Source organism: Mangrovactinospora gilvigrisea (assembly GCF_001879105.1).
In the GTDB taxonomy this organism is placed as follows: Bacteria; Actinomycetota; Actinomycetes; order Streptomycetales; family Streptomycetaceae; genus Mangrovactinospora; species Mangrovactinospora gilvigrisea.
The window spans coordinates 60925-82576 of sequence record NZ_MLCF01000067.1 but is presented as its reverse complement, the minus strand read 5'-3'; the positions used below and the strand labels follow the sequence as shown (position 1 = coordinate 82576).

Below are 21652 nucleotides of genomic sequence, written 5' to 3'. Positions count from 1 at the left end.
CAGAAACCGCCCCTCCGGGGCGGTTTGGCCTACGCCGTGTTTCGCTCCGCTTCACACGCCTCCGGCACGGCGGATTCCTCGCTCCGCTCCGAATCCTGATGGCTGGCTAGGAGTGGGGCGGCGGAGGTGCATCATGCTGCTTGACCGTGTAAGGCCTGGGATTCGTGCCCGCCCCCTCCGAGGCCGGCCCCCGCCAACCGCCGGGTGCGGTCTCCGGTTGACGCGTGGTCACCCGAACCGGCCGCATCTCTCACGATCCGCCGGATACAACGGCAAGTGTAGGCGTCTGCCGCCACCGAAAGTCCGCTACCCGGTCGGTCCCTGACGGTGCGAAAGCCATACTGCCAGCAGATGCATCACATGTCTAGTGCTGTGTAGCTTTTGGGGTTTGCAGGCGTTGCCGTCATGACGAGTGTTGCTAATCCTCTCTAGAGCGTGTACTGTAGTTACCAGAAGGACGGCAGGAAGCCCCTCCGAGAACGGGAGTCACCCATGATCGAGCTCACCACCCCGGCGCTCCACCGCACCATCGTGGTCACCGAGACCGTCAACGAGAACGGCGCCGTGACCTACAGCGCCAAGCGCCGGACCAAGAACGACGGCGACCTCCCGATGGGCGACTTCGTCGTCACCCCCGACTCCCGCCTGATCAGCAACCCCCGCGTCGTGTCCATTCAGTTCGGAAGCGGCTCGCGCACCGACCGCATGGACCGCACCAACATCCCGAACATCGACCCCCAGGGGATCTACGCCGTCGGCGAGGTGCACATCAACCCGGGCGAGTGGCCCGCGCCCGAAAAGGGCTGGTTCCTGCGCGACCTTGAGGTCTCCCTCACCCCCACCGGCGAGGCTGTCCCGGCGCCGGACCAGCTGCGCGAGCGGCTGGGCGACATCCTTCGCGCGATCGTCCAGCACTGGATGGAGCGCGACGACCAGCCGATGCTCAGTGCCGCGTGGGCCAACGAGCTTCGCCCGTGGCGGATCAAGCAGCTTGGCGAGAAGCTCGCCGCGCTGGAGTTGGAGGACCAGCTCTCCACCGACGGCGACGCTTCCGAGGAGTGACCGCACGGGTGGGCCCGGAGGGTGACTCCGGGCCCACCAGCCCGCCCCGTGCCCTCTGCCCGCGCCCCTCGGCCGCCCCGGCGCAGCCGGCCCCCAGGGAACATCCGAACGCGTGCGAGCCAGTTGTGACCTTCGCTCCCACCTTGGGAGAGAAGTAGTCGGCGCGCGCCGACCCCCTGAGCGACATGCGCTGACCTCGGCAGATAGCCCGGTCGCGCGGCTTTGCAGTGTCCACCTCAGTGTCCACCTCAGTGTCCACCTCAGTGTCCACCTCAGTGTCCACCTCAGTGTCCACCTCGGAGCCTGGCGCCGACACCAGGCTGCCCAGCTTCGAGACCCTCAAGGTCCACGTCCCCCGCCCCCGTCGAGGTCCGTGCCTCCCTGGCCCCGGACGGCTTCACCGTCCGCGCACCGTGCATGTCGAGGACGAGGCCGCCAACGTCCCCCGGGCGCTCGGCGACCCGTGGGTGATCACCAGGGGCAGACCCTTGACCATCACTGGTTCAAGATCACCGCCCGGCAGGGCAACCAGGTCACCGCCGCCGCCCGCGCCTAACTCGCCTCCGTCGGGATCACGCTCAAGCCCAGCGCCCGCTGGGACAGCCCAACGGCGCCCTGGGGCGCACCCACGACCGCTGAGACCCCGCGTACCGCCCCGCCCGGCGCCCACGGGCGCCGGGCCCCCCTCCCTTCGCCACCCAACCGCTCCACGCCCCAGGAGGCCCCGTGAGCCAGCGCATCGCCGAGCCCGACACCGAAGACATCAGCGCCGAGTTCTACCGGCTGCCCGCGACCAAGCTGAGGCGTGGCATGAGCACCGACGACGGGCAGGACATCCTGAAGGTGGACCCGCCGACCGACGACGGCATCGTCTTCTACCAGGTCTACACGCCCCGCCCCGATGACGAGGAGCTGGACGCGATCAACGAGTCCGAGGCCGTGTGGCGCTTTTGCCGTCAGGACGAGCGGGTCGATCTCGCCGTCTTCTCCGACACCGAGGTGGACGGCCGGGCGGCGCAGCCACGCTGACGCATTGACCGTGGAGGGTGATCTCTCTGCCCGAATAGGGAGTGAGATCACCCCCCATTGACGGGGGGTCATCTCACTCCCGAGCTCGTTGCGCCTCTCGGTCCATCGGGTGGTGCGCGGGCCTATGCATTGGAGGACATCTTGGACGAGCGCTCACAGGCATGGGCGAAGGCGCGCGACATTGTCGCGGCCTACGAGCGGTTCCTGTCGGAGAACGAGGGTCTCGCTGAAGGCTGCGGCTCGCAGTTCGCGCTGCGTGCGTTTGATGCGGATCGGAACGATTTCGAGGCTGACGCGTTGGAGGTGCTCCAGGAGCTCATTGCCGCTGGTGGCTGATAGGGCGTCGGCTTGGTGTGAGGGGTTGTCTCTCTCCCCATCTGGGGGGAGAGATCACGGGGGTGCGCTCGGGAGCGTCGCGTCTCGGGCGGCGAGCGGTGGGCGCGGGGCGCGGGCTTCAAATCGTCTGAAGTTTTCGGCGTCGGGATGTCACACCGGCCCGTTCGCCCGCACCTGTAGGGGGTGACGGGGTTGCATTCGCGCTCGCGTCACGTCAAAGGCCCCGCTGCCGCGTTGGCGGAGCGGGGCCCTGAGGCAGCGCACCCACCTGCTGGCCGGCGGACTGGGCGTGCTGCGGGGAGTAACGATGTCTACGGTAGCCCTCCGCGCCGACACGTGCGCGTCTGACTGGGATGAGGGTCGCGTCCTGCGGTTCCCGCGGCTGACGGGGCGTTGCTGGTTCCGCGTCGTGTCGATCTTGCGCGCGCGTGGTGCGATCGCCGCGCCCGGGTTGCGCTGGTTGAAGTTCGCCTCGCTGTGCGCCGACGTCCACGGGCGCATCGAGGATGTGCCGGGGATGGTTGCGGCCTACCGCAGTGCGCACGGGGTCAGTGAGCGGACGTTCTGGCACGACCGGGCGCGGGCAGTCGGTCTGGGCCTGGTCCGGATCCTCAAGCCGGCGGCGCCGGGGCAGCAGGCCTGCTACGAGCTGCAGCTGCCGGTGGGGCTGGTTCCGAGCGGGCTTCCGGAGGATCTGGCGCGGGAGTTGATGCTGTGGGACGAGGAGCTGCTGCCGGAGTTGGATGCCGAGGGGTCTCGGGTGGGGTGGCTGAGCGAGGCGCACGAGGAGCTGAGTGCGGAGCATCGGCGCCCGGTCGTCTTGCAGACGTCTCCTCTCTCTATGAGGGCTTCCTCCCCTAGGTCCGTAGTACCTGTACCGGTAGGGGTGATCGATTCCGACGAAATGGGACAAGATTCGCAGAGGTTGCGGAGGTCGGAGCCGGACGGGCGTGAACTGGCGGAGGCCCGGGAGGTGCTGAGGCGGTGTGAGCCGCTGTGGCGGGCTCAGCGGGGCTCCGGGTTGGCCGGTGGGGAGTCAGAGGGCTTGGCGCGGGTCGTTGCTCTGGCGCTGCGTCGGACCACGTCGACGGCGGTGGTGGAGGAGGCGTCGACGCAGGTGCGCAGTGGGCGGAGCTTGGCGAGCTTGGTGGGGTTCCGGCTGTGGCGCCTGGTGCGGCGTCTTCCTGAGCATGGTGAGGTCGTTCCGGCGGTGCCGGCGGATGAACAGGGGCGCGGGTATGCGGCGATGCAGCGCGCCGCGGCGCAGCAGCGGGCGCAGGCGCGCGGCGCCCGGGCGGCGGCCGTGGCGCGCATCCGTGGTGCGATGCGGGCCCGCGAAATGGCGGGGGCGCCGCCGGAGGGGCGAGCGGGCGCGGCGCGCCGTGGGGTGGGGGCGCGGTTGTCTCGGGTGGAGCGGGCTGCTCGGCAACGGGCGCGGTGGGCGCGGCGCGAGCAGGTCGGCCCGGATGATCGTGGATGGGGTCCGTGGCCCATCCCTGGAGGGTTGAAATCGTCAGATATAGGGCTGTCTAGGGTTAGATCGACGCCCCTTGACGGGCCATCCGGGGGCACCCTTGACGAGGCACCGGACCCCCTTGACGACCGCTCTGGCCGCCGGCGTGTCTCCGGCCCGGAGGCCGCGGGCCCGACGCAAGGCTTGGCCGACAAGGGGGCAGAAAGTGTCAGATTTCGGGATGTCTAGGGCTGAATCTCTACCCCTTGACGGGCCGTCCGGGGGACCCCTTGACGAGGCGTCGGACCCCCTTGACGACCGCTGTGGCCGCCGGAACGTCTCGATCCGGAGGCAGCAAGCCCGACGCGGTCGTGAGCGCCTGTCAGATCGGGTGCCCGCTCGGGAACGCGGAGCTGTGTGGCCGGGCGCGGGTCAAGCGAGGGCCCGCATCGAAGAGCTCGCGGGAGTGCCTGGGACACCTCCCCCGCCCGGGGACACGGCGCCGGTCGCGGGGCGGGCGGTGGCGGCGCGCCGGCTCGCGTCGGCGCCGACTTGGGGAGCGGCGCGCTCATTCGTGCGCCGCTCATCCGGGGAGCGGCGCGCCGTCTGGCCGCGCCGGTCCGGCGCGGCGCGGCGCGGTCCGCACCCGATCGGCGCGCCGTGGTGACGCGCGGCGCGCACAGAGCTGGCGCGGTGCGCGTGCGTGGTAGCAGCGCGGCGCGCGGCGCAGTGAGGATCGTGCGCGGCGCGCACCCAGTTCTCCGCAGCGCGCCGCCACGGTGCGCCCCCCTGGACGAGAGTCCTCCCCCCTTGACGAGCCCTGCGAGCCCCTGTCGGCCCCCTTGCCCACCCCCTTGACGACCGAGTCCGCGGTGGCAAATCGCCTTGGCAGCGGCCGTGTGGTCTACTCCCCGCCCCTGGCATCCGAACCCTGCGGTCCGGGTGCCGCCCGGCTCTCGTCGGTGCGGTCCCGGACGCGGATCCAGTCCGGCCTCGGACGGGGTGCGGAGCCATCACCCCGCGACTGGAAGCGTCCGGTGGCTTCCTGACGATCCGGCACCAGTCCCGTGGCGCTTCCGCTGGCTCGGTGAGCAACTCCGGACGCCGGCATGGGGGAGAAAGGCACACCGCACACCCTTGACGGGGGCGTCGCGCGCGGTCGGCCCAACGGATGAGTTTTCCCGCGTTTGCCCTTGACAGTGCGCAGGTCGCAGGGCCGTCAAGACTCTGGTCAAGGGTGCGTGAGGAGCGTGGTCGTCGTCTCGCCGGACGACGAAAGGACCGCGGCCGTGACTGCCACTCCCCCCGCCACGATGGCGGCTTCGCGTAGCACCCTGGCGCGCCTGGACGACGACTGGCAGGCGCTTGGCGCCGACCGTCGGGCCGTGCAGGTCGTCGCCGGCTGGGCCGCCGACCACGCCGAGCTGGCGGGTGTCGCCGGCCCGGCCGACGTCATCGAGGCCCTCGGCAGCCTCTACCGCGCCGAGCACTGGGACGTTCACGACCAGGTGCTGCTCGCGCTGCTCGACCGGGCCGCTGGCACCGGCTTCGGCGCCGAGGTGGCGTGGAAGGTGGTCGCGCGCGCCCTGCAGCCCAAGGTCATGCAGATGGCCCGGCGGTTCCGCAGCCCCTGGGGTTTTGAGGAGACCGCGTCGATGTTCCTGGCCTGCCTTTACGAGACGGTGCGGACCTACCCGATCGTTGCGCGGCCGCGCCGGGTCTACACCAACCTCGCGCTGGACACCCTCGCTCTGGCCAAGCGGATCCTGCACGGGCGTCGCGGTGCGGTCGAGGAGATTGCCTCGGATGCCTTGCCGCGCCTGGAGGAGGAGGGCGCGGGGATCGTGCTTGTGCAGTCGGCGGCCGCGCCGGAGCGTCAGGTGGAGCTCGCGCTCGCCTTGGCCCGTGCGGCGGAGTTGCACCTGCTGTCCGGCCATGAGGCCGCGAGCCCGGCGCTGGCCGAGGAGGCCCGCCTGGAGGTGCTGGACCTGCTGGTGTGGGCCATCGACACCCAGGTCCTGTCCCGGCGCGATGCCCAGGTGCTGGCTGCCTACTACGGGACTGCGCCCGGTCGCTCGTCCTGGCGGCTGGACGGCGGCGCCGAGGAGCCGCGGGTGCGACAGCGCCGCAGCCGTGCCCTTCGTGCTGTGCGCCGCGCGCGCCAGGCGGAGCTGCAGAGCGCGGCGTAGGCCTTTCTGACTTCCCCTCACGTTCCGGCGGCCGCCCGGTCGCTGGTGTCCATTCCCGGAGGTTCACCGTCATGCCCCCTTCCGAGTCCGTCTCGCTCCGCCAGGACGAGCGCCTTGTCGCGCAGGTTCGCGCGGCGGTGCAGGAGCTGGCCCATCGCTTGGTCGACTCGCCGCTGGATGCCACGGTCCAGACCGACCTCGCGCAGTTGCTCGCCGCACCCGGCACGCACCGCGCCGTCGCGCTGTTCCACGCCTGGTGCACCCAGCGGCCGCCGCAGGAGCTGCAGTTGCGCACCGGCGCGCTGCTGCGCGCCGCCGCCGTGCGCGCCGCGCAGTCAGGCGGTGGGCGATGAAGGGCCGGACGACGGCGCGCCCTGCGCCGCGCCGCGCCGCCGCACGCGCCGCTACCGGCGCGCCGAGTGCGGTGGCCGATCGGTGCGAGGGCGCGGAGTCGGGTTGGCAGGTGCGCCCGTCGATCGGCCTGGGCGGCAAGCTGGCGCGGCTGGCCGCGTTCAGCGTGCTGGCGTGCGGCCCGCTGGCTCTGGCCGCGGTGATCCTGACCCCGTCTGCGGCGCCCAGCGCGCCGGCGCCATCGCGGGTCGTGCCCGCGAGCACATCGGCGGCGGCCGCGGGCCCGTCGGGGTTCGCCGACCTGTTCGTGTCGACCTACCTGAGTGCCGGGCAGGGCACCGAGGACTCCCTGACGCCCTTCCTCGGGCAGCAGGTGACGCTGTCGACCGACCCGGGATCGCGGCGGGCGCAGTCCACGGTGGTCACCGCGCTGACGCAGGTTGCGGCCGGCTACTGGTCGGTGACGGTGGCCGCCGACGTCGTCACCAAGTCCGGATCCGATCAGGGCGTGCACTACTTCCGCGTCGGGGTGCAGGCCTCGAGCGCCAGCGGCGCCGGAACCGCTGCCGCGCCCGCGGGGTTTGTGGCCACCACGCTGCCGGCCGAGGTCGGCCCGCCCCAGACCCTCAAGCCGTCCAACCTGATCTACCAGCGGCAGATCCCGGACCTGAGCGACCCGGTGGCCGCCACTGCGGGCCAGTTCCTGACGGCCTATCTGGTGGCCGGGGAGACCGGGCCGGAGCGCTACACCTCGCCGGGCACCCGCATCTCCAAGATCGATCCGGCGCCGTACCGGCGCTTGGAGGTCACGGGCGTCGCCGACGACGGCGACCCGAGCTTGAGCTCCACCGCGGTCCCGGCCGACGGCACCCGCCGCCACGCACTGGCGCAGGTGCAGGCAAAGGACGCGGCCGGCAACCAGGTGTCGCTGACCTACGCGATGACGCTGACCGCCCGGGCGGGCCGCTGGGAGGTCACCGACCTCGACCCGGCCCCCACCACCTCTTCGCCCACGACCCGCTAGGGAGAACTGCCATGCACTCCACCGTGCAGCTGCTGGCCGCCACCGACATCATCGGCTGGGCGGGCAGCGAACTGAAGTTGATCGTCAAGGTGCTGCTCATCGCGGGGACCGCGATCGGCATCTACCACGTGCTCCGCTCCTACTTCCGCAGCCCGTCGCTGACCAGCATCGTCATCAGTCTGCTGGTGGCGGGTCTGGTGCTGTGGGGCATCAACAGCCTGAACGTGCTGCGCGACCGTGTCGGCAACGAGCTCAACAAGGGCGCCGGCCCCGCGCTCGTCCGCATCGACGCCCCGCGCCCGCCCGCCGGCCCGATCGCTGACGGGGGACGGGCGTGAGCACCGCCGACGAGGCGCTGGTGGGCCGCTGCTACACTCGGGCGCGGCGCCGGCCTCCGGTGATCGGCCAAGTGCCGGGCGGCGGCCGGATCCCCGGCGGCCCCTACACCCTCACCCAGGTCGCGGTCATGGCGGGCATGGCCGCCGTCATGGCGCTCACCCAGAGCCTGTGGGGGCACTTCGGGATCGTCGACCTGGTGCTGATGGCCGTCATCCCCTGGGGATCGGCGTGGCTGCTGCGCTTCGCCCGCGTCGATGGCCGCGACCCGATGCGCGCCGGCCTGGCCCTGCTCAACTGGGCGGGCACGCCGGTCGGAGGCCGGATTGCGGGCCGGGGAGTCGGCCGGCCCCGGCGGGTGCTGCTGCGCGGCAGCTGCACCGTGCACGTCCGCAGCACCGCGGACGAGCAGGCCGCCGCGCAGCAGTCCGCGGCCTCCCCCGCCCCTGCGGCGCCCGCGGTCGGCGAGCCGGCCCCCGCACCGCCGAAGGAGCCGCGGCCGCGCCGCGGTGGTCTGGTCGCGGCCGCCCGCAGCACCGCGCCGACCGGGACTGAGCCGGTCAGCCCCGCCACCAAGGCGGCCGGCCGGCCCGCGCCGCCGGCGTCGGCACCCGCCGCCGAACTGCCGCCCGCGGCTGCGGCCTTGGCAGGGGCGGAGGTGATGGTGCTGCCCAAGGCGGTCGCCGAGCACGCCCCCATCCCACCGACACCGGCACCCGCCGCGCTGGCCGGCGGGCGGCGGCCGACCCCGGTACGGCCACCGGCCGGAAGTCCGCCACGGCGCCCGCGGGCCTCGCAGGTTGCGGCCGGAACCCGCTCGCCGGCCGCGCGCACCCGCCTGCAGTCCCTCCTGGACCAGCTCGACGACGGCACCTGACCCCGCCCCTGCATGCAAAGGACCATCCGATGCGTCTGCCTGTTCGCCACCTCAGCGGCCATCTGCTGTGGACCACCTCCGCCCAGGTCTGGGCCGTCTTCCGGGTGGAGACCGCCAACTACACCTACGCCCCTGCCGCCTCCAAACTCGCCCGCCTCAAGGCCCTGGAAGCCCTGCTGAAGGCCCTGTCCGGGGAGGCGCTGCTGCTGAGCCTGTGCCCGCGGATCGATCCCGGCGCGCTGCTGGCCCGCATCGCCGACGGCATCGACCTGGCCGCCTCGCCGGCCTTCACCGCCGCGCAGGCTGCGCTGCGCGAGCAGCTGGAGGTCGCCGAGCTGTCGGGGCGGGTGGACTTCCTGTGCGTGCCGCTGCCCTCGAGCAAGGCCCGCGGCGCGGCCGCCGCCAAGGGCTCGGCCCTGCACGAGCTCGGCATGCGCCTGGGCGTGCCGCCCAAGCCGGTTTCGGTGGCCGAGGAGGAGGAACGCCTGGCGCAGGCGCGGGCGCTGGCGGCCGGCTGGCCTCCCGGGGTGGCGATGCGCCCGGCCAGCGAAGCGGAAATCCTGTGGATCATCGGGCACAGTGCGCGCCGCGGCCTGGCCGAGCCGCTGCTGCCCGAACCCGGCACCGGACCCCGCCTGATCGGCCGCGGCCGGCGGGTCGCCGCCCACACCCAGGTTTTGCTGGAGGAAGGCGGCCGCCTCGCCGAGCAGGCCGGCGGGCGCGGGCGCGGGCGCACCGGCAACCCGTTCGCCCACCAGTACCTGCGCGCCACGACCCGCCACGACCTTCACCAGGCGTCCTACCAGGCGTTCCTGACGCTGGCGGAGATCCCCGACGCCTACCGGTTCCCCGGTGCCGAGGTCTTCGCCAGCCTGGACACCACGGCCTTCCCCATCGACTACGCGGTGCGACTGAGCATCGAACCGGGAGCGAGGGCCGAGGCGCGGGCGCGCCGCCAGTCGCGGGAACTGGCGGCCCAGTACGAGCAGTACGCCGGCGAGTCGGCCGGTGCGCCCGACTCCCTGGACCGCGACGCGGCGGCCATGCGCGAGTACCGCGACCGGCTGACCGCCTCCTCCAGCGAGGTGGAGGTCCGCGCCACCATCGTGCTGTGCGTGTGGGGTGCGGACGCCGCCGAGGTGGAGGAGAAGGCCTCGCTGCTGGCCCGCTCCTACGGCGCCAGCGAGTACACCCTGGAGCGGCCCTCCGGCGAGCAGGTGCCGCTCTTCCACGCCATGCTGCCCGGCGCCGAGGTGCCGCGGGTGGTGCGCGGCGGCGACTACGAGCAGGTCTTCCTCGCCCGCGACTTCGCCATGCTGATGCCGTTCTCCGGCAGCCACCTGGGGGATGACACGGGCAACCTCTTCGGGCTGCAGCTGTCCGGCGGCGGGGTCCGGCCGGTGCTGCTGGATCTGTCCAACGGGCCCCGCCACGACGCCTCCGCGTCGGTGGCGGCCATCGGCGAGCTGGGCGGCGGCAAGTCCTACGCCCTCAAGTGCATGGCGCTGGGCGTGCTGCTGACGGGCCGTCGCCACGACGAGCCCGGATCGCGGGGCCGCATCCTGGCCATCGACCGCACCCCGCAGGAGGAGTGGGCCCGCTTCGCCGCCGCCTGCCCCGGCACCACGCAGATCATCGCCGTCGACGAGAACGCCCGGCTGAGCCTGGACCCGCTGCGCGTCTTTTCCGGCCCGCGCGCCGCCCGCTACACCGAGTCCTTCCTGACGCCGCTGCTGGACCTGTCGGCGATGAGCATCGCCGGCGTCACCCTGTCCGAGGCCATCGTCGCCACCCAGCAGGGCCCGGCCCCCTCCATGACCGCCCTGGTCGACACGCTGCGCCGGCGCGCGGCCACCCCGGACCTCCAGGAGCCGAACGACTCCGGGATCAGGGCGGCGGCCAGCGAACTCGTCCGCCAGTTGCGCGCCCTGGCCAACAAGGACCTCGGCCGCACGGTCTTCGATCCCGCCCTGCCGGTCATCCAGGTGTCCGACGCCGACGCAATCGTCTTTGCCGTCTCCCGCCTGGGCCTGCCCAGCCGCGAGGAGCTGCAGCCGCACCGCCTGGCCTCCCTGGAGATCGAGAAGAAGTTCGGGTGGCGCCTGATGTACCTGATCACCGCGCTCGCGCGGGAGATCGCCATCTACAACCCGGACGAGTTCTGCGCGGTGGTCACCGACGAGTGCTGGTGGCTGACTGCCAGCGCCGAGGGCACCCAGCTGCTCCTGGAGCTGATCTCCGACGGCCGCAAGCACAAGGCCTGCGCCCTGCTGGGCTCCCCCGACCCCTACGACATCGGCCCGCGCAGCGAGATCGGCGACAAGATCCGCGGCCTGATCTCCCACCGGCTGGTCTTCCGCCACCGCAACCTCACCCTGGCCGCCCGCGCGCTGGAGTTCCTCGACCTGGACCCGGCGGACGAGGACCTGCTCACGCTGGTGTCGGAGGACCTGTCGCCGCTGGATGTGCCCGAGGCCGAGCGGGTGCTGCGCGCCGGCGAGTGCCTGTACCGGGACCTGCGGCGCCGAGTGGGGGCGATGAAGGTCGTCGCGCCGATGGACGAGGCCGTCCAGGCCGCACTGCACTCCACCCCCGGCAAGCTCTCCCCCCGCATCGACACCGCCGAGCAGGGCCTGAACACGGACACGTTCGCCGACGAACTCGACGGGGTCGACGAGCCGGCCGCCAGGCAGACGGCTCCGGCCGGAACCGGAGTCGCCTGATGCTCCGCATGCCCAAGTACCGCGCCATGCGGATGAAGTGGGTGCTGATCGTCGTCGGCGCCCTGCTGGCCTTCGGCGTCGCGGCCGCGGCCGCCGACCCGCACGGCGGCCAGCCCGCCCCGCACCCCAGCTACCTCAACCCGCACCCGAACCCGCTGCACTCCGCCTCCACCTCACCGCTGAACCCCGCCCGCCCGAGCGCCGGCGCCTCGCCCGCGGCCACTCCGGCCCCCTCGGCGCCGTCCCCGTCGGCGAGCTCCGCGCCCGGGGGCGCGGGCGCCGGCGACGGCAGTGGGCTGAGCGATGTGCCCACCGACAGCCCGCTGTATGGCATGTCGCAGCAGCAGGTGGCCAAGCTGCGCAGCTCCAACGACGCCGCCATGGCCAAGAACCTCAAGGCGCTGAGGAACACCAAGCCCATCAGCGCGTTCGACGTCCGCGACCAGCGCGGCATCCCCATCTCCCTCTACACCGTCAGCGGGGACACCGGGGACTGGACCGACTGGCAGAGCAAGACGGCGAACTTCCTCACCATGCTGATCTTCTCGGCCATCAAGTGGCTGACGGGGTTCTTGTGCTGGGCGCTCAGCCAGATCCTGAACTTCTCGGTCGTGAAGATCATCATCACGCCGCTGCTGCACGTCTACGCCACCTTGAACCACATGCTGGGCCGGCTCGGGCTGGCCGCGTTCTGCCTGACCCTTGGCGGCTTCGTCGCCGGGTGGATCGTGGTGTTCAAGAGCCGCTCGCGCGGGTTCGGCGAGATGCTCGTCTCGGCGACGATCGCCGCGGTCGCGACGACGCTGCTGGCCGCCCCGATCCCCACCCTGGTCGGCACCGGCCATGACGACGGGGCGCTGGGCCGTACCCGCGCCGCGGCCCTGCAGGCCACGTCGATGGTCGTCAACGGCCGCGAGACGAACACCTCCGACATCGCCAAGCCGCTGACGAACGCGCTCACCGAGGTGTTCGTGGTGCGCACCAGCCAGTGGCTGGGCTACGAGACGACGTTCGAGGGCCGGTGTGCCGACCAGTACTCCCAGCTGGTCATCAAGCAGGCGGCGTGGGAGCGGACCGCCACCACCATCGGCGACCGGCTCAAGAGCGGCAACATCATCCCCGGCCCCATCGGCTGGACGGTCGACAAGCTCAACGAGTTGTCCCTGTCGCAGGCCCGCCAGATCGGGGCCGCCCAGCCGTCGGCCGCCTTCGAATCCGCGTGCGTACCGGGCAGCGCCAAGGATGCGCACAAGGCGAACGTGGACAAGGTCGGCGCGGCCAGTTTCGTCCTGATCGCCCTGCTGGTCGTCGGCGCGCTGATCGTCATCCTCGGTGGGATGTTCGTCATCGCCCAGATCAAGATCGGTCTGGAGGCGCTGATGGTGCAGCCGGCGCTGATGGTCGGGACCGTGCCCGGCGGCGGCCGCGGCTTCCTGTATCGGCGCATCAGCGAACTGGTCACCGCGCTGCTGGCGTTGCTGCTGTCGCTGCTGTACCTGGCGATCGGGCTGACGCTGATGCGCTACGTGCTGTCCGCCACCAAGCTGCCGCTGCCGGGCGGTCTGGCGGTGCGCTTCCTGCTGCTGGACGTCATCGCGATCGCCGTCATCGTCTACCGCAAGCGCCTGTCCCAGGGGCTGAAGGCGGTCGGGGCGAACGTGCGCGCCAAGCTGGAGCACGCCCGGATCGGCGGCAGCGCCGGCTCGGTGCTGCCCAACGGCTCCCCCGCGCACGGCGGGGGCGGGGGCTGGGGCAGCGGTGGGGGCCGCGGCGGCGGGCTGATGGCCAACGCGGTGCGCGGGCTGACCGGGATGGGCGCCGGCGGCGGCTACGGCAGCCGCGGCGGGCTGATGGGCACCGCCGCCCTGCTGGCCGTCGGCGCCGGCGGCGGCCTGGTCGCCCGGCGCGCAGCCGCCGCGGCCGGACGGTCCCTGACGCCCCGCAATATCGTGCGCCGCCTCGGCAAGATCATCGACAGTCCCACCACGGCGCGCCTGGGCAAGGCGGCCGGCTCCACCGGCCGCGGCGTGCTGCGGCACACCATCGGCCTGCCGGTCTCCGGCCCCCAAACCGTGCGGAACGTCAAGGCCCGGGCCCGGCGGGAGGCGGCCCGCCAGCGCCAGGACCTCAACCACACCCGGCAGCACCTGGCCACCGCGGCCCGCCGCGCCGCCGGCTACGGACGCACCTACGCCCACAACACCGGCGCGCAGTGGGCCGCCCAGCACCTCGCCTCCGCGGTGCGGCCCACGCCGCCGCAGGTGCAGCAGCCGGCGCCGCGGGTGAATTTGAACAGGCCGCCGCGCCGCAACAGCCCGAGCGCCCAGCCCACCCTCCAGCGGCTGCCGGGCCGACTGCGCCGGCCGCCGACGACCAAGCCCGCGGCGCTGCAGACCCCGGCGATGGCGCGGATGTTCACGCTGCTGGATGCGCACCACCGGCACGGCTACCGGCCCATCAACCTCACCCCGCCCAGCTACAGCTCACCGGTGCTGCCGCGGGCCGTCCAGCAGCCGAGGCGGCAGCCGTGAACACCTCGGCGAAGGTGGGGATCGCCGCCGCCGTGCTGGTCCCGATCGGCGTCCTGGCGCTGGTGCTGCTGCTGATGGTCTCCTCGGCCGCCGAAGGCGCGGCCGAGCACGCCAAGGACACCACCCAGACCACCGCCGGCGGCGGTCCCGCATCGGTCCCCGGCATCCCCGCTGTGATGCTCCAGGCGTACGAGCGGGGAGCGGCCCGCGCGAGCGGGCTGCGGCCCACGTGCCGCGGCCTGCGCTGGCAGATCCTGGCCGGCCTCGGCGCGATCGAGTCCGACCACGGCCTAACCCAGTTGGGCCTGAAGTCCGGCCAGCACCGCACCACCGCGCCGAACGGGCAGATCAACCCGCCGATCATCGGCCCCGTCCTGGACGGCCACGGCGTCCAGCTGGTCCGCGACACCGACCACGGCCGCTACGACGGCGACACCCGCTACGACCACGCGGTCGGCCCGATGCAGTTCCTGCCCGGCACCTGGGCCACCGAGGGCCAGGACGGGAACGGCGACGGCGTCGCCGACCCCAACAACGCCTTCGACGCTGCCACCACCGCCGGCACCTACCTGTGCGGCACCAGCGCCCTCGATCTGTCCGACCAGACGGTCCTGGACCGCCGCATCATGATCTACAACCATTCGGCGGCCTACGTCCGCGATGTCACCGCCAAGATCGACCAGTACGACCCGTACGGCGACAGCCCGCAGGCCGCGGCCGCGGGCGCCACCGGCGGGCGGGCGCAGATCCTCAAACGCGCCGCCACCTGGGTGTCCGCCCGCATCCCCTACAGCCAGGGCGCCTACCACGACGGTTACCGCACCGACTGCTCCGGCTTCGTCTCCATGGCCTGGGGACTGGGCACGCCCGGGCTCACAACCGTCAGCCTCCCCCAGCAATCCCACCGCATCAGCGCCGGGCAACTGCAGCCCGGAGACGTCCTGCTCAACACCCAGCCCGGCAGCGCCGGCCACGTCACGATCTTCGACCGCTGGGCGAATGCCGACCACACCAGCTACTGGGCGTACGAGGAGGCCGGCTCCCTCGGAGCCGTGCACCGCACCATCCGCTACCCCTACGACTTCGGCGGTCAGAACTACCAGCCCTACCGCTTCAACCAGCTCGGCACCTGAGCCGGAACCTCCGAACAAAAAGATCTTGCCGCCCCGATGTCACACCGGGCGCCGCCGCGACACCTGTAACGGATGAGAGCCCCGGGGACCGGGGCTGACCAAGAAGGAGGAGCTATGCCTGCTGCGACCGGCCGCACCCGGGCGGGCCTGCGATGAACGGCCTGCCCCTGATCGGTCCCGCCCTCGACTGGCTCGCCCACGGCGGACCCCAGCTGGCGCACCGGGCTGGAGCGCTCGCCGCCTCCTGGTGGTGGCTGCTTGTGGTCCTGGCCGCGGCGGCCGTCGGCTTCGCGCTGCTGCGGCGGCGGGCCGTGCACCGGCTGCTGGCCGATCGCGTGGCTCTGGAGGTTAGGCCCAGCACCAGCTACGACCCGCGCGAGGAAGAGGCGCTGAGGGTGGCACAGCAGATCGCCCAGGGCTCCCGCCACGCCCTGCGTGCCGCCTTCGATGCCCGGGAGGGCGCCGCGATGCGCATCGCGCTGGTCTCGACCGACGGCCGCATGGCCTTCCGCATCGAGGGGCCCGCCGCGGCCACGCGAGCCCTGGCGGCCCAGGGCCTGCCCGGCTGCGAGGTCGAGGTCCTCGATGCGGACGGACGGCAGATCCCACCGACCGTGCACCTGGCCTTCGAGGCCGCCCCCGGCACGCCTTCGGACCCCGACGACTTCAGCTGAAAGGCCCTCATGTCCATCACCCTGCGCCCCGCCGACGAGCCGCCGACCCTCTCCTTCCCGGCGGTCCCCGACCCGCAGCTCACCGCCGCCGAGCCCGCTGGCGATCCCGCTCCCCTGCTGTTCGAAGCGCGCGCTGAGGTGGCGCTGGCCCGGGCGGACCACCTTCCGCTGCGTGCCGTCCCCCTCTCGCCGGACCCCCTGGAGGGCATCGCCCGGGCGCTGGCCTCGGTGCGTCACGAGGACGGTGAGCGCGCCGAGTTGCTCCTGGACCTGGTGCCGGTCAGCGAGGGCCGGGTGCGCAGCCGACGCCGGCGCCTGGCCGCCTCCGCCCGCCGAGGCGCCGGAACCGGGATGATCGGCTCGGACGGTCCGGTCGGCGGCGGCCGCTTCGAGGGCGTGCTCGCGGAGGCCAGCGCCGCCCTGCGCGGCCAGCCGGCGCCCCGCGGCCGCCGCACGGCCAAGGGCAGTGATCTGCGCGCCGCCGTCGGCAAGTTCGTCCCCGGCGTCGGGCCGGTCTTCAGTGTCCAGCTCCTGCTGTACGCCGCTTCCCCCGATCCCGACCGGGCCCAGATGCTGGTCGGTCAGCTGCAAGGAGCGCTGTCGGCGTGGGCGGACCAGAACTACCTGGCGCCGCTCGGCGACCGCTTCCCGCGGCTGGCGGGCGCGGATGCCCCCTGGCACCGCCGCTCCTTCGATCGGCGCCGCGAAACAGGGGCGTTTCGCCCCCGCCGGGACCGGTGGGTGACCGGACCGGAGATCATGGGGCTGCTCAAGCCGCCGACGATCCACAACGCCGCCCCGAACATCGTCCGCTCCGGCGGCGAGGTACCCCCGGCGCCGGTCGGGCTGCCCACCTACACCGGGCAGGCCGATCTGCTGCCGCTGGGCTGGGTGCAGGAATCCGGCGGAGGGTGGCGGCTGGTCGGCGCGCCGATCTCCGATGTGCTGTTCGGGATGCTGCTGGGCAAGTCCGGTTTCGGCAAGACCGAACTGGCCCTGGTCCAGGCCCTCGCGCTGGCGCATGCCGGGCACGGGGAGCTGTTCGTCGACCCGCACCGCGACGCCTATGCGCGGGCCCGCCCCTATCTGGCCCACCCGCACATCCAGAGCCGGCTGTGGGTCATCGATCTGACGGTCCATGACGCGGAGGCGACCGCCACCGCCTGGAACCCGCTGTCGATGGAGGGCCGCACCGAGCGGGAGATCCCCGACGTCACCGACTACATCGTCTCGGCGGTCGCCTCCGCCATGTCGTGGGGCGACGGCGCCGGGCGGGCCAAGTCCATCCTGACCCGCGCGGTGCAGACCCTCGCCTACCTGGGCCACCACGTCAACGGCGAGGGCCGGCCGGACCTGATGCCGACGCTGTTCCAGCTGCGGACCCTGCTGCACGACGAGGAATGGCGCGAGCAGGTCCTGCCGCTGCTGCCGCGGACCCTCCAGGAGTTTTGGACCAAGTCCTTCCCCCGCTACGCCACCGAGGCCGTGCCGGTCGTGACCAACTTCCTGGAGCGGCTGGACTCCTCGATCGCGCTGCGGGCGTTCCTGGGCTCCTCCCGCTCCGCCTTCGATGTGCGCCGGGCGATGGACGAGGGCCGAGTGGTGTTCGTGTGCCCCGAGGGCGGCGGAGACCGCGACCGGATCGTCACCTGCCTGCTGACGTACGAGGTGCTGCGCGCCGGCCTCTCGCGCCGCAACCTCGCGCCCGAGCAGCGCCAGGAGTTCTGGACGTTCATGGACGAGTTGACGGCCCTGGACGGGGCGAGCAAGGGCTTTCTGGCAGCTATCACCGAGCAGTTGCGCAAGTACAAGGTCAAGATGGTGGCCGCGACCCAGATGCTGCAGCGCCTGAGCGGGCCGACCCGCCAGGCCCTGCTGCAGAACTCCTCGCTGCTGATCTCGACCGCGGCCGACATCGACGAGGCCAGCGCCGTGGTCAAGCGGATGGGCAAGGAGGTCACGGCCGACACCCTCACCCGCATCGAGCGCTACAGCTACCTGGTGACCCTCGATCTGAACGGGCGCCGCTCGGCACCGTTCAAGATCCACGGAGGGAGCCTGGAGCAGCTGTTCGCCGCCCAGCACAACCCCGACGGCCTGCCGGCGCTGGACGCGGCGGTGGACCGTAAGCTTCGCCGCCAGAAGATCGGCGACACGCTGGAGCAGTTGGAGACCCTGGACCAGCGCATCACAGACTTCCTGACCGGCAAGGAGGACACCACGCCGCCCGCCGAGGGCGATGCCACGACCGGCGAGTCCGCTCCCATGCGGGCCAGCGGGCGCAGCGTGTCCTTGGACAAGCCCGATGACGACGGCCCCGGCGCTTCGGTGGTGGCCTGATGACCACGTCCCCGCCCGCCTTCGCGCCCTCGCTTTCGGAGTTCGCCTCCGGCACCCTGCAACTGCTCTACCAGCACCGCATGATGACCACCCGGCAGCTGTCGACGCTGCTCTTTCCGCATCGCGGCAAAGGGTCGTACGTCCCCCGGATCCTGGCGGAGCTGCGGGATGCGGGGTTGATCGATGCGGTGCGGGCGCACGGTTCGGGCCCGCTCAAGTCCCGTCCGTACGTGTGGTTTCTGACCGAGTCCGGCGCGGAGCTGGGCTGCGGACCCGAGCAGGCGCAGCGCGCCCACCAGGTCACCGTGGAGTCCGCCAGCGGCCCGCGGCAGCAGCACACCTTGGCCGTCAACGACACAGGGGTCGCCTTCGCCACCCATGCGCGCCGTCTCGGGCACGAGTGCGGCAGCCTGGACTGGGTGCCCGAGGTCGCCCACCGCTTGCGCGATGGCCGGGCCCGCTTCGCCAGCGACCACGTCATCAGCGACGCGGTGCTGCGCTGCACCCACATCGCGCCCTCGGGTCGGCGCAGCCTGCTGACGGTGTGCCTGGAGCTGGACCGGGCCACGATGGCCACCCACCGGCTCGCGGAGAAACTCGACGCCTACGGCCGGTACTTCGAGTACGTGCCCAGCTACGGCGACCGGCCGCGCCGCTCGGCGGCCTCCACCCGGCCCGCCTGGCGCTACCGCTACCCCGCCTTCCCCCGGCTGGTCGTCGTCTTCACCGGCGCCGCCGAGCCGGTCCTGGAGCGGCGGATCCGCGACCTGGCTGCGCTGGCCGCCGCCCAGCCGCGGCTGGCGCGCCTGGCCCCGAACCTGCTCATCGGGGCCACCACGTTGACCAGGCTTCAGGACGCCGGCCCGTGGGCGCCCATCTTCACGCCGCTGCTGCGCAGCGACACCACCGCGCGCGACCTGTTCCTGACCGGTGGGGAGGGCGGATGAGTGCGCCCCCGGAAACGCTCCAGGCCTCGGGCAGCGCCAGCATGGTGCACCTGGCCGAGGTCATGCAGCGCTACGACAAGCTGCGGCACCGCCGGTTCGAGATGCTGCCGATGCGCGGCGCCGGCGCCGTGCACACCGAGGTGCAGCCCAGGCTGCCCGGCGATGCCACCGCGCCCGCGGACCTGGCGGATCTGATCTCTTCCATCGGCGAGGTCGGCCTGCTGCAGCCGGTGCTCGCGGAGGAGATCGTCCGCGAGGGCCGTGAGCCGCAGATGCGGCTGGTGGCCGGCGAGCGGCGGTTGCGGGCGATGCGCTGGGGTGCGGTGCACACCGACAGCCCGCACTTTCAGACCGTGCCGGCAGTGGTGTGCCCGGGGCCGCTGTCGGAGGAGGAGCGGCGGGTCTGGCAGCTGGTGGAAAACCTTGCCCGCGAACCGCTCAAGCCGGGCGAGCAGGCGGCCGCGCTGATGTTCCAGCGGTGCGCGCTGCTGGTCGGCAAGCTGCTTAGGGCCGGACGGCCGGTCCCCCGCGAGGTGTATGCGATCGCCGACCCGATCGAGCGGTTCCATGCGCTGGAGAAGATCCGCGGTACCGACCGGGAGTTGGCCGCGCCGTGGCCGGAGGTCTTGACTCGCCTGGGTCTGCAGCTGGACGAGCGGCGCGCCACCGAGCTGGTGCGCGCCTTCGCGGCGCTGCCGCGGGAGTTGACGCTGGAGATGGACGAGGCGGCGATCCGCCTCAACACGCGCATCCGGTTCGCCCGGCTGCAGCAGGGCCGGGCCGAGGCTGCTGCGGAGATCTGGTCGGCGCTGAAGGACTCCCGCCGCCTGGAGCTGCTGCCGATCGCGGTGACCGTCGGGCTGCAGGAGCCCGGCATGGAGCCCGCCGAGGTTGTGCAGGAGGCCGAGGCCCGCCAGGAGCAGGCCAACGCCGCCCGCCGTGCCAAGCTCGTCCGCGGCGGCCGGGCCGACCAGAGCCAGGACGACAGGGGCCGCGACGATCCGGTGCCGGCCGGCGACGACCGGGAGCCGGCCCCCGAGCCCGACCACGCAGCGGATTCCTCCCCGCACCCGGCTCGGCCGCAGACCGCCGCCGGCAGTGCGCGCTCCACGGACCCGGCCGGCCCCGCCTCCTGCGAGCAACCACCCACCAACGTCACCGAGGCCGTCGACGCCGCGCACGTGCAGGCCGCCCTGGAGGCGATCAAGGCCTTGGCCGCGCAGCTGCGCGCGGGCCGCCACCTGGACCGTTACGACCGCGGCTCCCTCAACCTGGCCGTGCGCGAGCTGCACAGCGCGCTCGCCGACACCCCCGAACGCGAAGGGCTCCCAGCCGCATGACCACCATCCCCCTGCCCATGCCCGGCGTCGGCGCCCCGCTTCCCGGCCGCGGGTGCGACTGCACCCGCTGCGCTTTCTGGGCTGGCCCCGACGGCCGCGGCGGGCCGGCCACCGTCGAGCCGCTGTGCTCGGGCACCAACTCCGACTGCTCCTACTGCGGCTGCGCCGCCACCGAGGGCGCCGCACCGCGCGGAGCCTGCACCAGCTGCCCGATCCGCTGCGGCTCGCGCACCGACATCGCCGCCTGGATGGCGGACGTCAAAGGCACCCTGGCCTTCGACGACATCGCCATCGACGGCACGCTGCCGGCCCTGCCCTCGTTCATTCCGATGACCGACGGCGCCGCGGTCACCGAGCTGGACCGCGACCTGCGGTGGCCGGCCTACGGGATCGGACTGCGCCGCGTCTTCAGCCAGACCACCCACACCCTCCTGCCGCGCTTCGCCGACCGCAGCGCCCGCGACGTGCTGGCTCTGAACGCCGGCCAGAAGGCCGTCCTGGTCGGCTACGGCCAGGATCCGCTCGTGGAGGCGTTGTGGACCCGGCGGCGCCGCGACCGCCTGATCGAGCAGATCGCCGCCCAGCAGTGGGATGTGGTGCTGGCACCCAACTTCTCCGTCTACGGCAACTGGCCGCGCGCCGAGCACCTGTTGAACATGCGCCGCTGCCTGCTGATCTGCCAGGAACTCGCCGACGCCGGGGTGATGGCCGTGCCCAACCTGTACTGGTTCCGGCTGGAGGACTTGGTCCGCTACACCGAGTGGATCGCCGACGCGCCGCCGCCGGCGGTCGCGGTCAACCTCCAGACGGTCCGGGAGAACACCAATTGGGAGTCCTGGGCGCTGCCGGGGCTGTGCTGGCTCGCAGAGAACCTCCCCGCCAGCATGCCGGTGGTGCTGACCGGCCTGTCCCGCCCGGAGCGGATCAGCCAGGCCGTCGCCCTGTTCGGCACCCGCCTGACCGTCGTCAGCCAAAACGCCCACCAGTACGCCCTGCACGGCGCGGTCATGACTCCGGACGGGCGAGAGGACATCCACGCCCGTATCCCCGACGCGTTCGCCGCGACCGTGCGCTACATGGCCTCCTTGCTGCCCGCACGCTGAGCTTGTCGTTCAACTGCCCGTTTCGATAGCCGGGCCATGTGGGGGTTCCTGGGTCTGCTCTCATGCCAGCCAACTCCGAACCGATAGACGGTCTCTCCGGCATGATCAGCCCATGGAGCGAGTTATCGATCTTGATGAAGCCGTCCTTGAGGTGGAACGACGGAGGAGTCTACCCAGGAGTGGCCACAGCATCTGAAGCTGGAT

At 72.6% G+C, this 21652-nt stretch carries 16 protein-coding genes; all 16 read left to right on the top strand.

Annotated elements, in window-relative coordinates:
- Positions 1-492 precede the first annotated feature (492 nt).
- The 16 genes from BIV57_RS13895 (at position 493) to BIV57_RS13815 (ending at position 21448) form a co-directional block, all read left to right on the top strand.
- Positions 493-1062, top strand: coding sequence for a hypothetical protein (locus BIV57_RS13895; protein ID WP_071657095.1), 570 nt, complete (start codon positions 493-495; stop codon positions 1060-1062).
- 726 nt (positions 1063-1788) lie between these two features.
- On the top strand, positions 1789-2091 hold the full coding sequence (locus BIV57_RS13890; protein WP_071657094.1) for a hypothetical protein: 303 nt from the start codon (positions 1789-1791) through the stop codon (positions 2089-2091).
- Positions 2092-2232: 141 nt separating this feature from the next.
- Positions 2233-2427 (top strand): hypothetical protein, encoded by a 195-nt coding sequence (locus tag BIV57_RS13885; protein WP_139275661.1) that lies wholly within the window; start codon positions 2233-2235, stop codon positions 2425-2427.
- Positions 2428-5169: 2742 nt separating this feature from the next.
- A complete protein-coding gene (locus BIV57_RS13875; protein WP_139275660.1) occupies positions 5170-6069 on the top strand; it encodes a hypothetical protein in 900 nt (299 codons plus the stop codon).
- 71 nt (positions 6070-6140) lie between these two features.
- Positions 6141-6422, top strand: coding sequence for a hypothetical protein (locus tag BIV57_RS13870; protein ID WP_071657090.1), 282 nt, complete (start codon positions 6141-6143; stop codon positions 6420-6422).
- A gap of 110 nt (positions 6423-6532) precedes the next feature.
- Positions 6533-7444: a conjugal transfer protein gene (locus tag BIV57_RS13865; RefSeq protein WP_071657089.1), complete on the top strand. Its 912-nt coding sequence runs from the start codon at positions 6533-6535 to the stop codon at positions 7442-7444.
- A gap of 11 nt (positions 7445-7455) precedes the next feature.
- Entirely contained in the window at positions 7456-7782 is a 327-nt protein-coding gene (locus tag BIV57_RS13860) for a hypothetical protein (protein ID WP_071657088.1), read from the top strand.
- Positions 7779-8657, top strand: coding sequence for a hypothetical protein (locus tag BIV57_RS13855; protein WP_071657087.1), 879 nt, complete (start codon positions 7779-7781; stop codon positions 8655-8657). Before BIV57_RS13860 ends, BIV57_RS13855 begins: the two co-directional genes overlap by 4 nt.
- Before the next feature lie 29 nt (positions 8658-8686).
- Entirely contained in the window at positions 8687-11380 is a 2694-nt protein-coding gene (locus BIV57_RS13850; RefSeq protein WP_071657086.1) for an ATP-binding protein, read from the top strand.
- Positions 11380-13911 (top strand): hypothetical protein, encoded by a 2532-nt coding sequence (locus BIV57_RS13845; protein WP_071657085.1) that lies wholly within the window; start codon positions 11380-11382, stop codon positions 13909-13911. Before BIV57_RS13850 ends, BIV57_RS13845 begins: the two co-directional genes overlap by 1 nt.
- Complete coding sequence (locus BIV57_RS13840) at positions 13908-15044, top strand: lytic transglycosylase domain-containing protein (RefSeq protein ID WP_071657084.1); 1137 nt, start codon at positions 13908-13910, stop codon at positions 15042-15044. Before BIV57_RS13845 ends, BIV57_RS13840 begins: the two co-directional genes overlap by 4 nt.
- A 152-nt stretch (positions 15045-15196) precedes the next feature.
- Positions 15197-15718, top strand: a complete 522-nt coding sequence (locus BIV57_RS13835) for a hypothetical protein (protein WP_071657083.1) — start codon at positions 15197-15199, stop codon at positions 15716-15718.
- A gap of 9 nt (positions 15719-15727) precedes the next feature.
- Positions 15728-18058 carry a type IV secretory system conjugative DNA transfer family protein gene (locus BIV57_RS13830; protein ID WP_071657082.1) on the top strand — a complete coding sequence of 777 codons (2331 nt, stop codon included), beginning with the start codon at positions 15728-15730 and terminating at the stop codon, positions 18056-18058.
- Positions 18058-19005: a replication-relaxation family protein gene (locus BIV57_RS13825; RefSeq protein WP_071657081.1), complete on the top strand. Its 948-nt coding sequence runs from the start codon at positions 18058-18060 to the stop codon at positions 19003-19005. The genes BIV57_RS13830 and BIV57_RS13825 overlap by 1 nt, the downstream gene beginning before the upstream one ends.
- Positions 19002-20345 (top strand): ParB/RepB/Spo0J family partition protein, encoded by a 1344-nt coding sequence (locus BIV57_RS13820; protein ID WP_071657080.1) that lies wholly within the window; start codon positions 19002-19004, stop codon positions 20343-20345. Before BIV57_RS13825 ends, BIV57_RS13820 begins: the two co-directional genes overlap by 4 nt.
- Entirely contained in the window at positions 20342-21448 is a 1107-nt protein-coding gene (locus BIV57_RS13815) for a DUF4417 domain-containing protein (protein ID WP_071657079.1), read from the top strand. The genes BIV57_RS13820 and BIV57_RS13815 overlap by 4 nt, the downstream gene beginning before the upstream one ends.
- Positions 21449-21652: the final 204 nt, after the last annotated feature.

Bases quoted from the DNA above. Each gene is read 5' to 3' on its own strand.
- BIV57_RS13895 (WP_071657095.1), top strand. From the start codon at position 493: ATGATCGAGCTCACCACCCCGGCGCTCCACCGCACCATCGTGGTCACC.
- BIV57_RS13870 (WP_071657090.1), top strand. From the start codon at position 6,141: ATGCCCCCTTCCGAGTCCGTCTCGCTCCGCCAGGACGAGCGCCTTGTC.
- BIV57_RS13860 (WP_071657088.1), top strand. From the start codon at position 7,456: ATGCACTCCACCGTGCAGCTGCTGGCCGCCACCGACATCATCGGCTGG.
- BIV57_RS13850 (WP_071657086.1), top strand. From the start codon at position 8,687: ATGCGTCTGCCTGTTCGCCACCTCAGCGGCCATCTGCTGTGGACCACC.
- BIV57_RS13845 (WP_071657085.1), top strand. From the start codon at position 11,380: ATGCTCCGCATGCCCAAGTACCGCGCCATGCGGATGAAGTGGGTGCTG.
- BIV57_RS13835 (WP_071657083.1), top strand. From the start codon at position 15,197: ATGAACGGCCTGCCCCTGATCGGTCCCGCCCTCGACTGGCTCGCCCAC.
- BIV57_RS13830 (WP_071657082.1), top strand. From the start codon at position 15,728: ATGTCCATCACCCTGCGCCCCGCCGACGAGCCGCCGACCCTCTCCTTC.
- BIV57_RS13825 (WP_071657081.1), top strand. From the start codon at position 18,058: ATGACCACGTCCCCGCCCGCCTTCGCGCCCTCGCTTTCGGAGTTCGCC.
- BIV57_RS13820 (WP_071657080.1), top strand. From the start codon at position 19,002: ATGAGTGCGCCCCCGGAAACGCTCCAGGCCTCGGGCAGCGCCAGCATG.
- BIV57_RS13815 (WP_071657079.1), top strand. From the start codon at position 20,342: ATGACCACCATCCCCCTGCCCATGCCCGGCGTCGGCGCCCCGCTTCCC.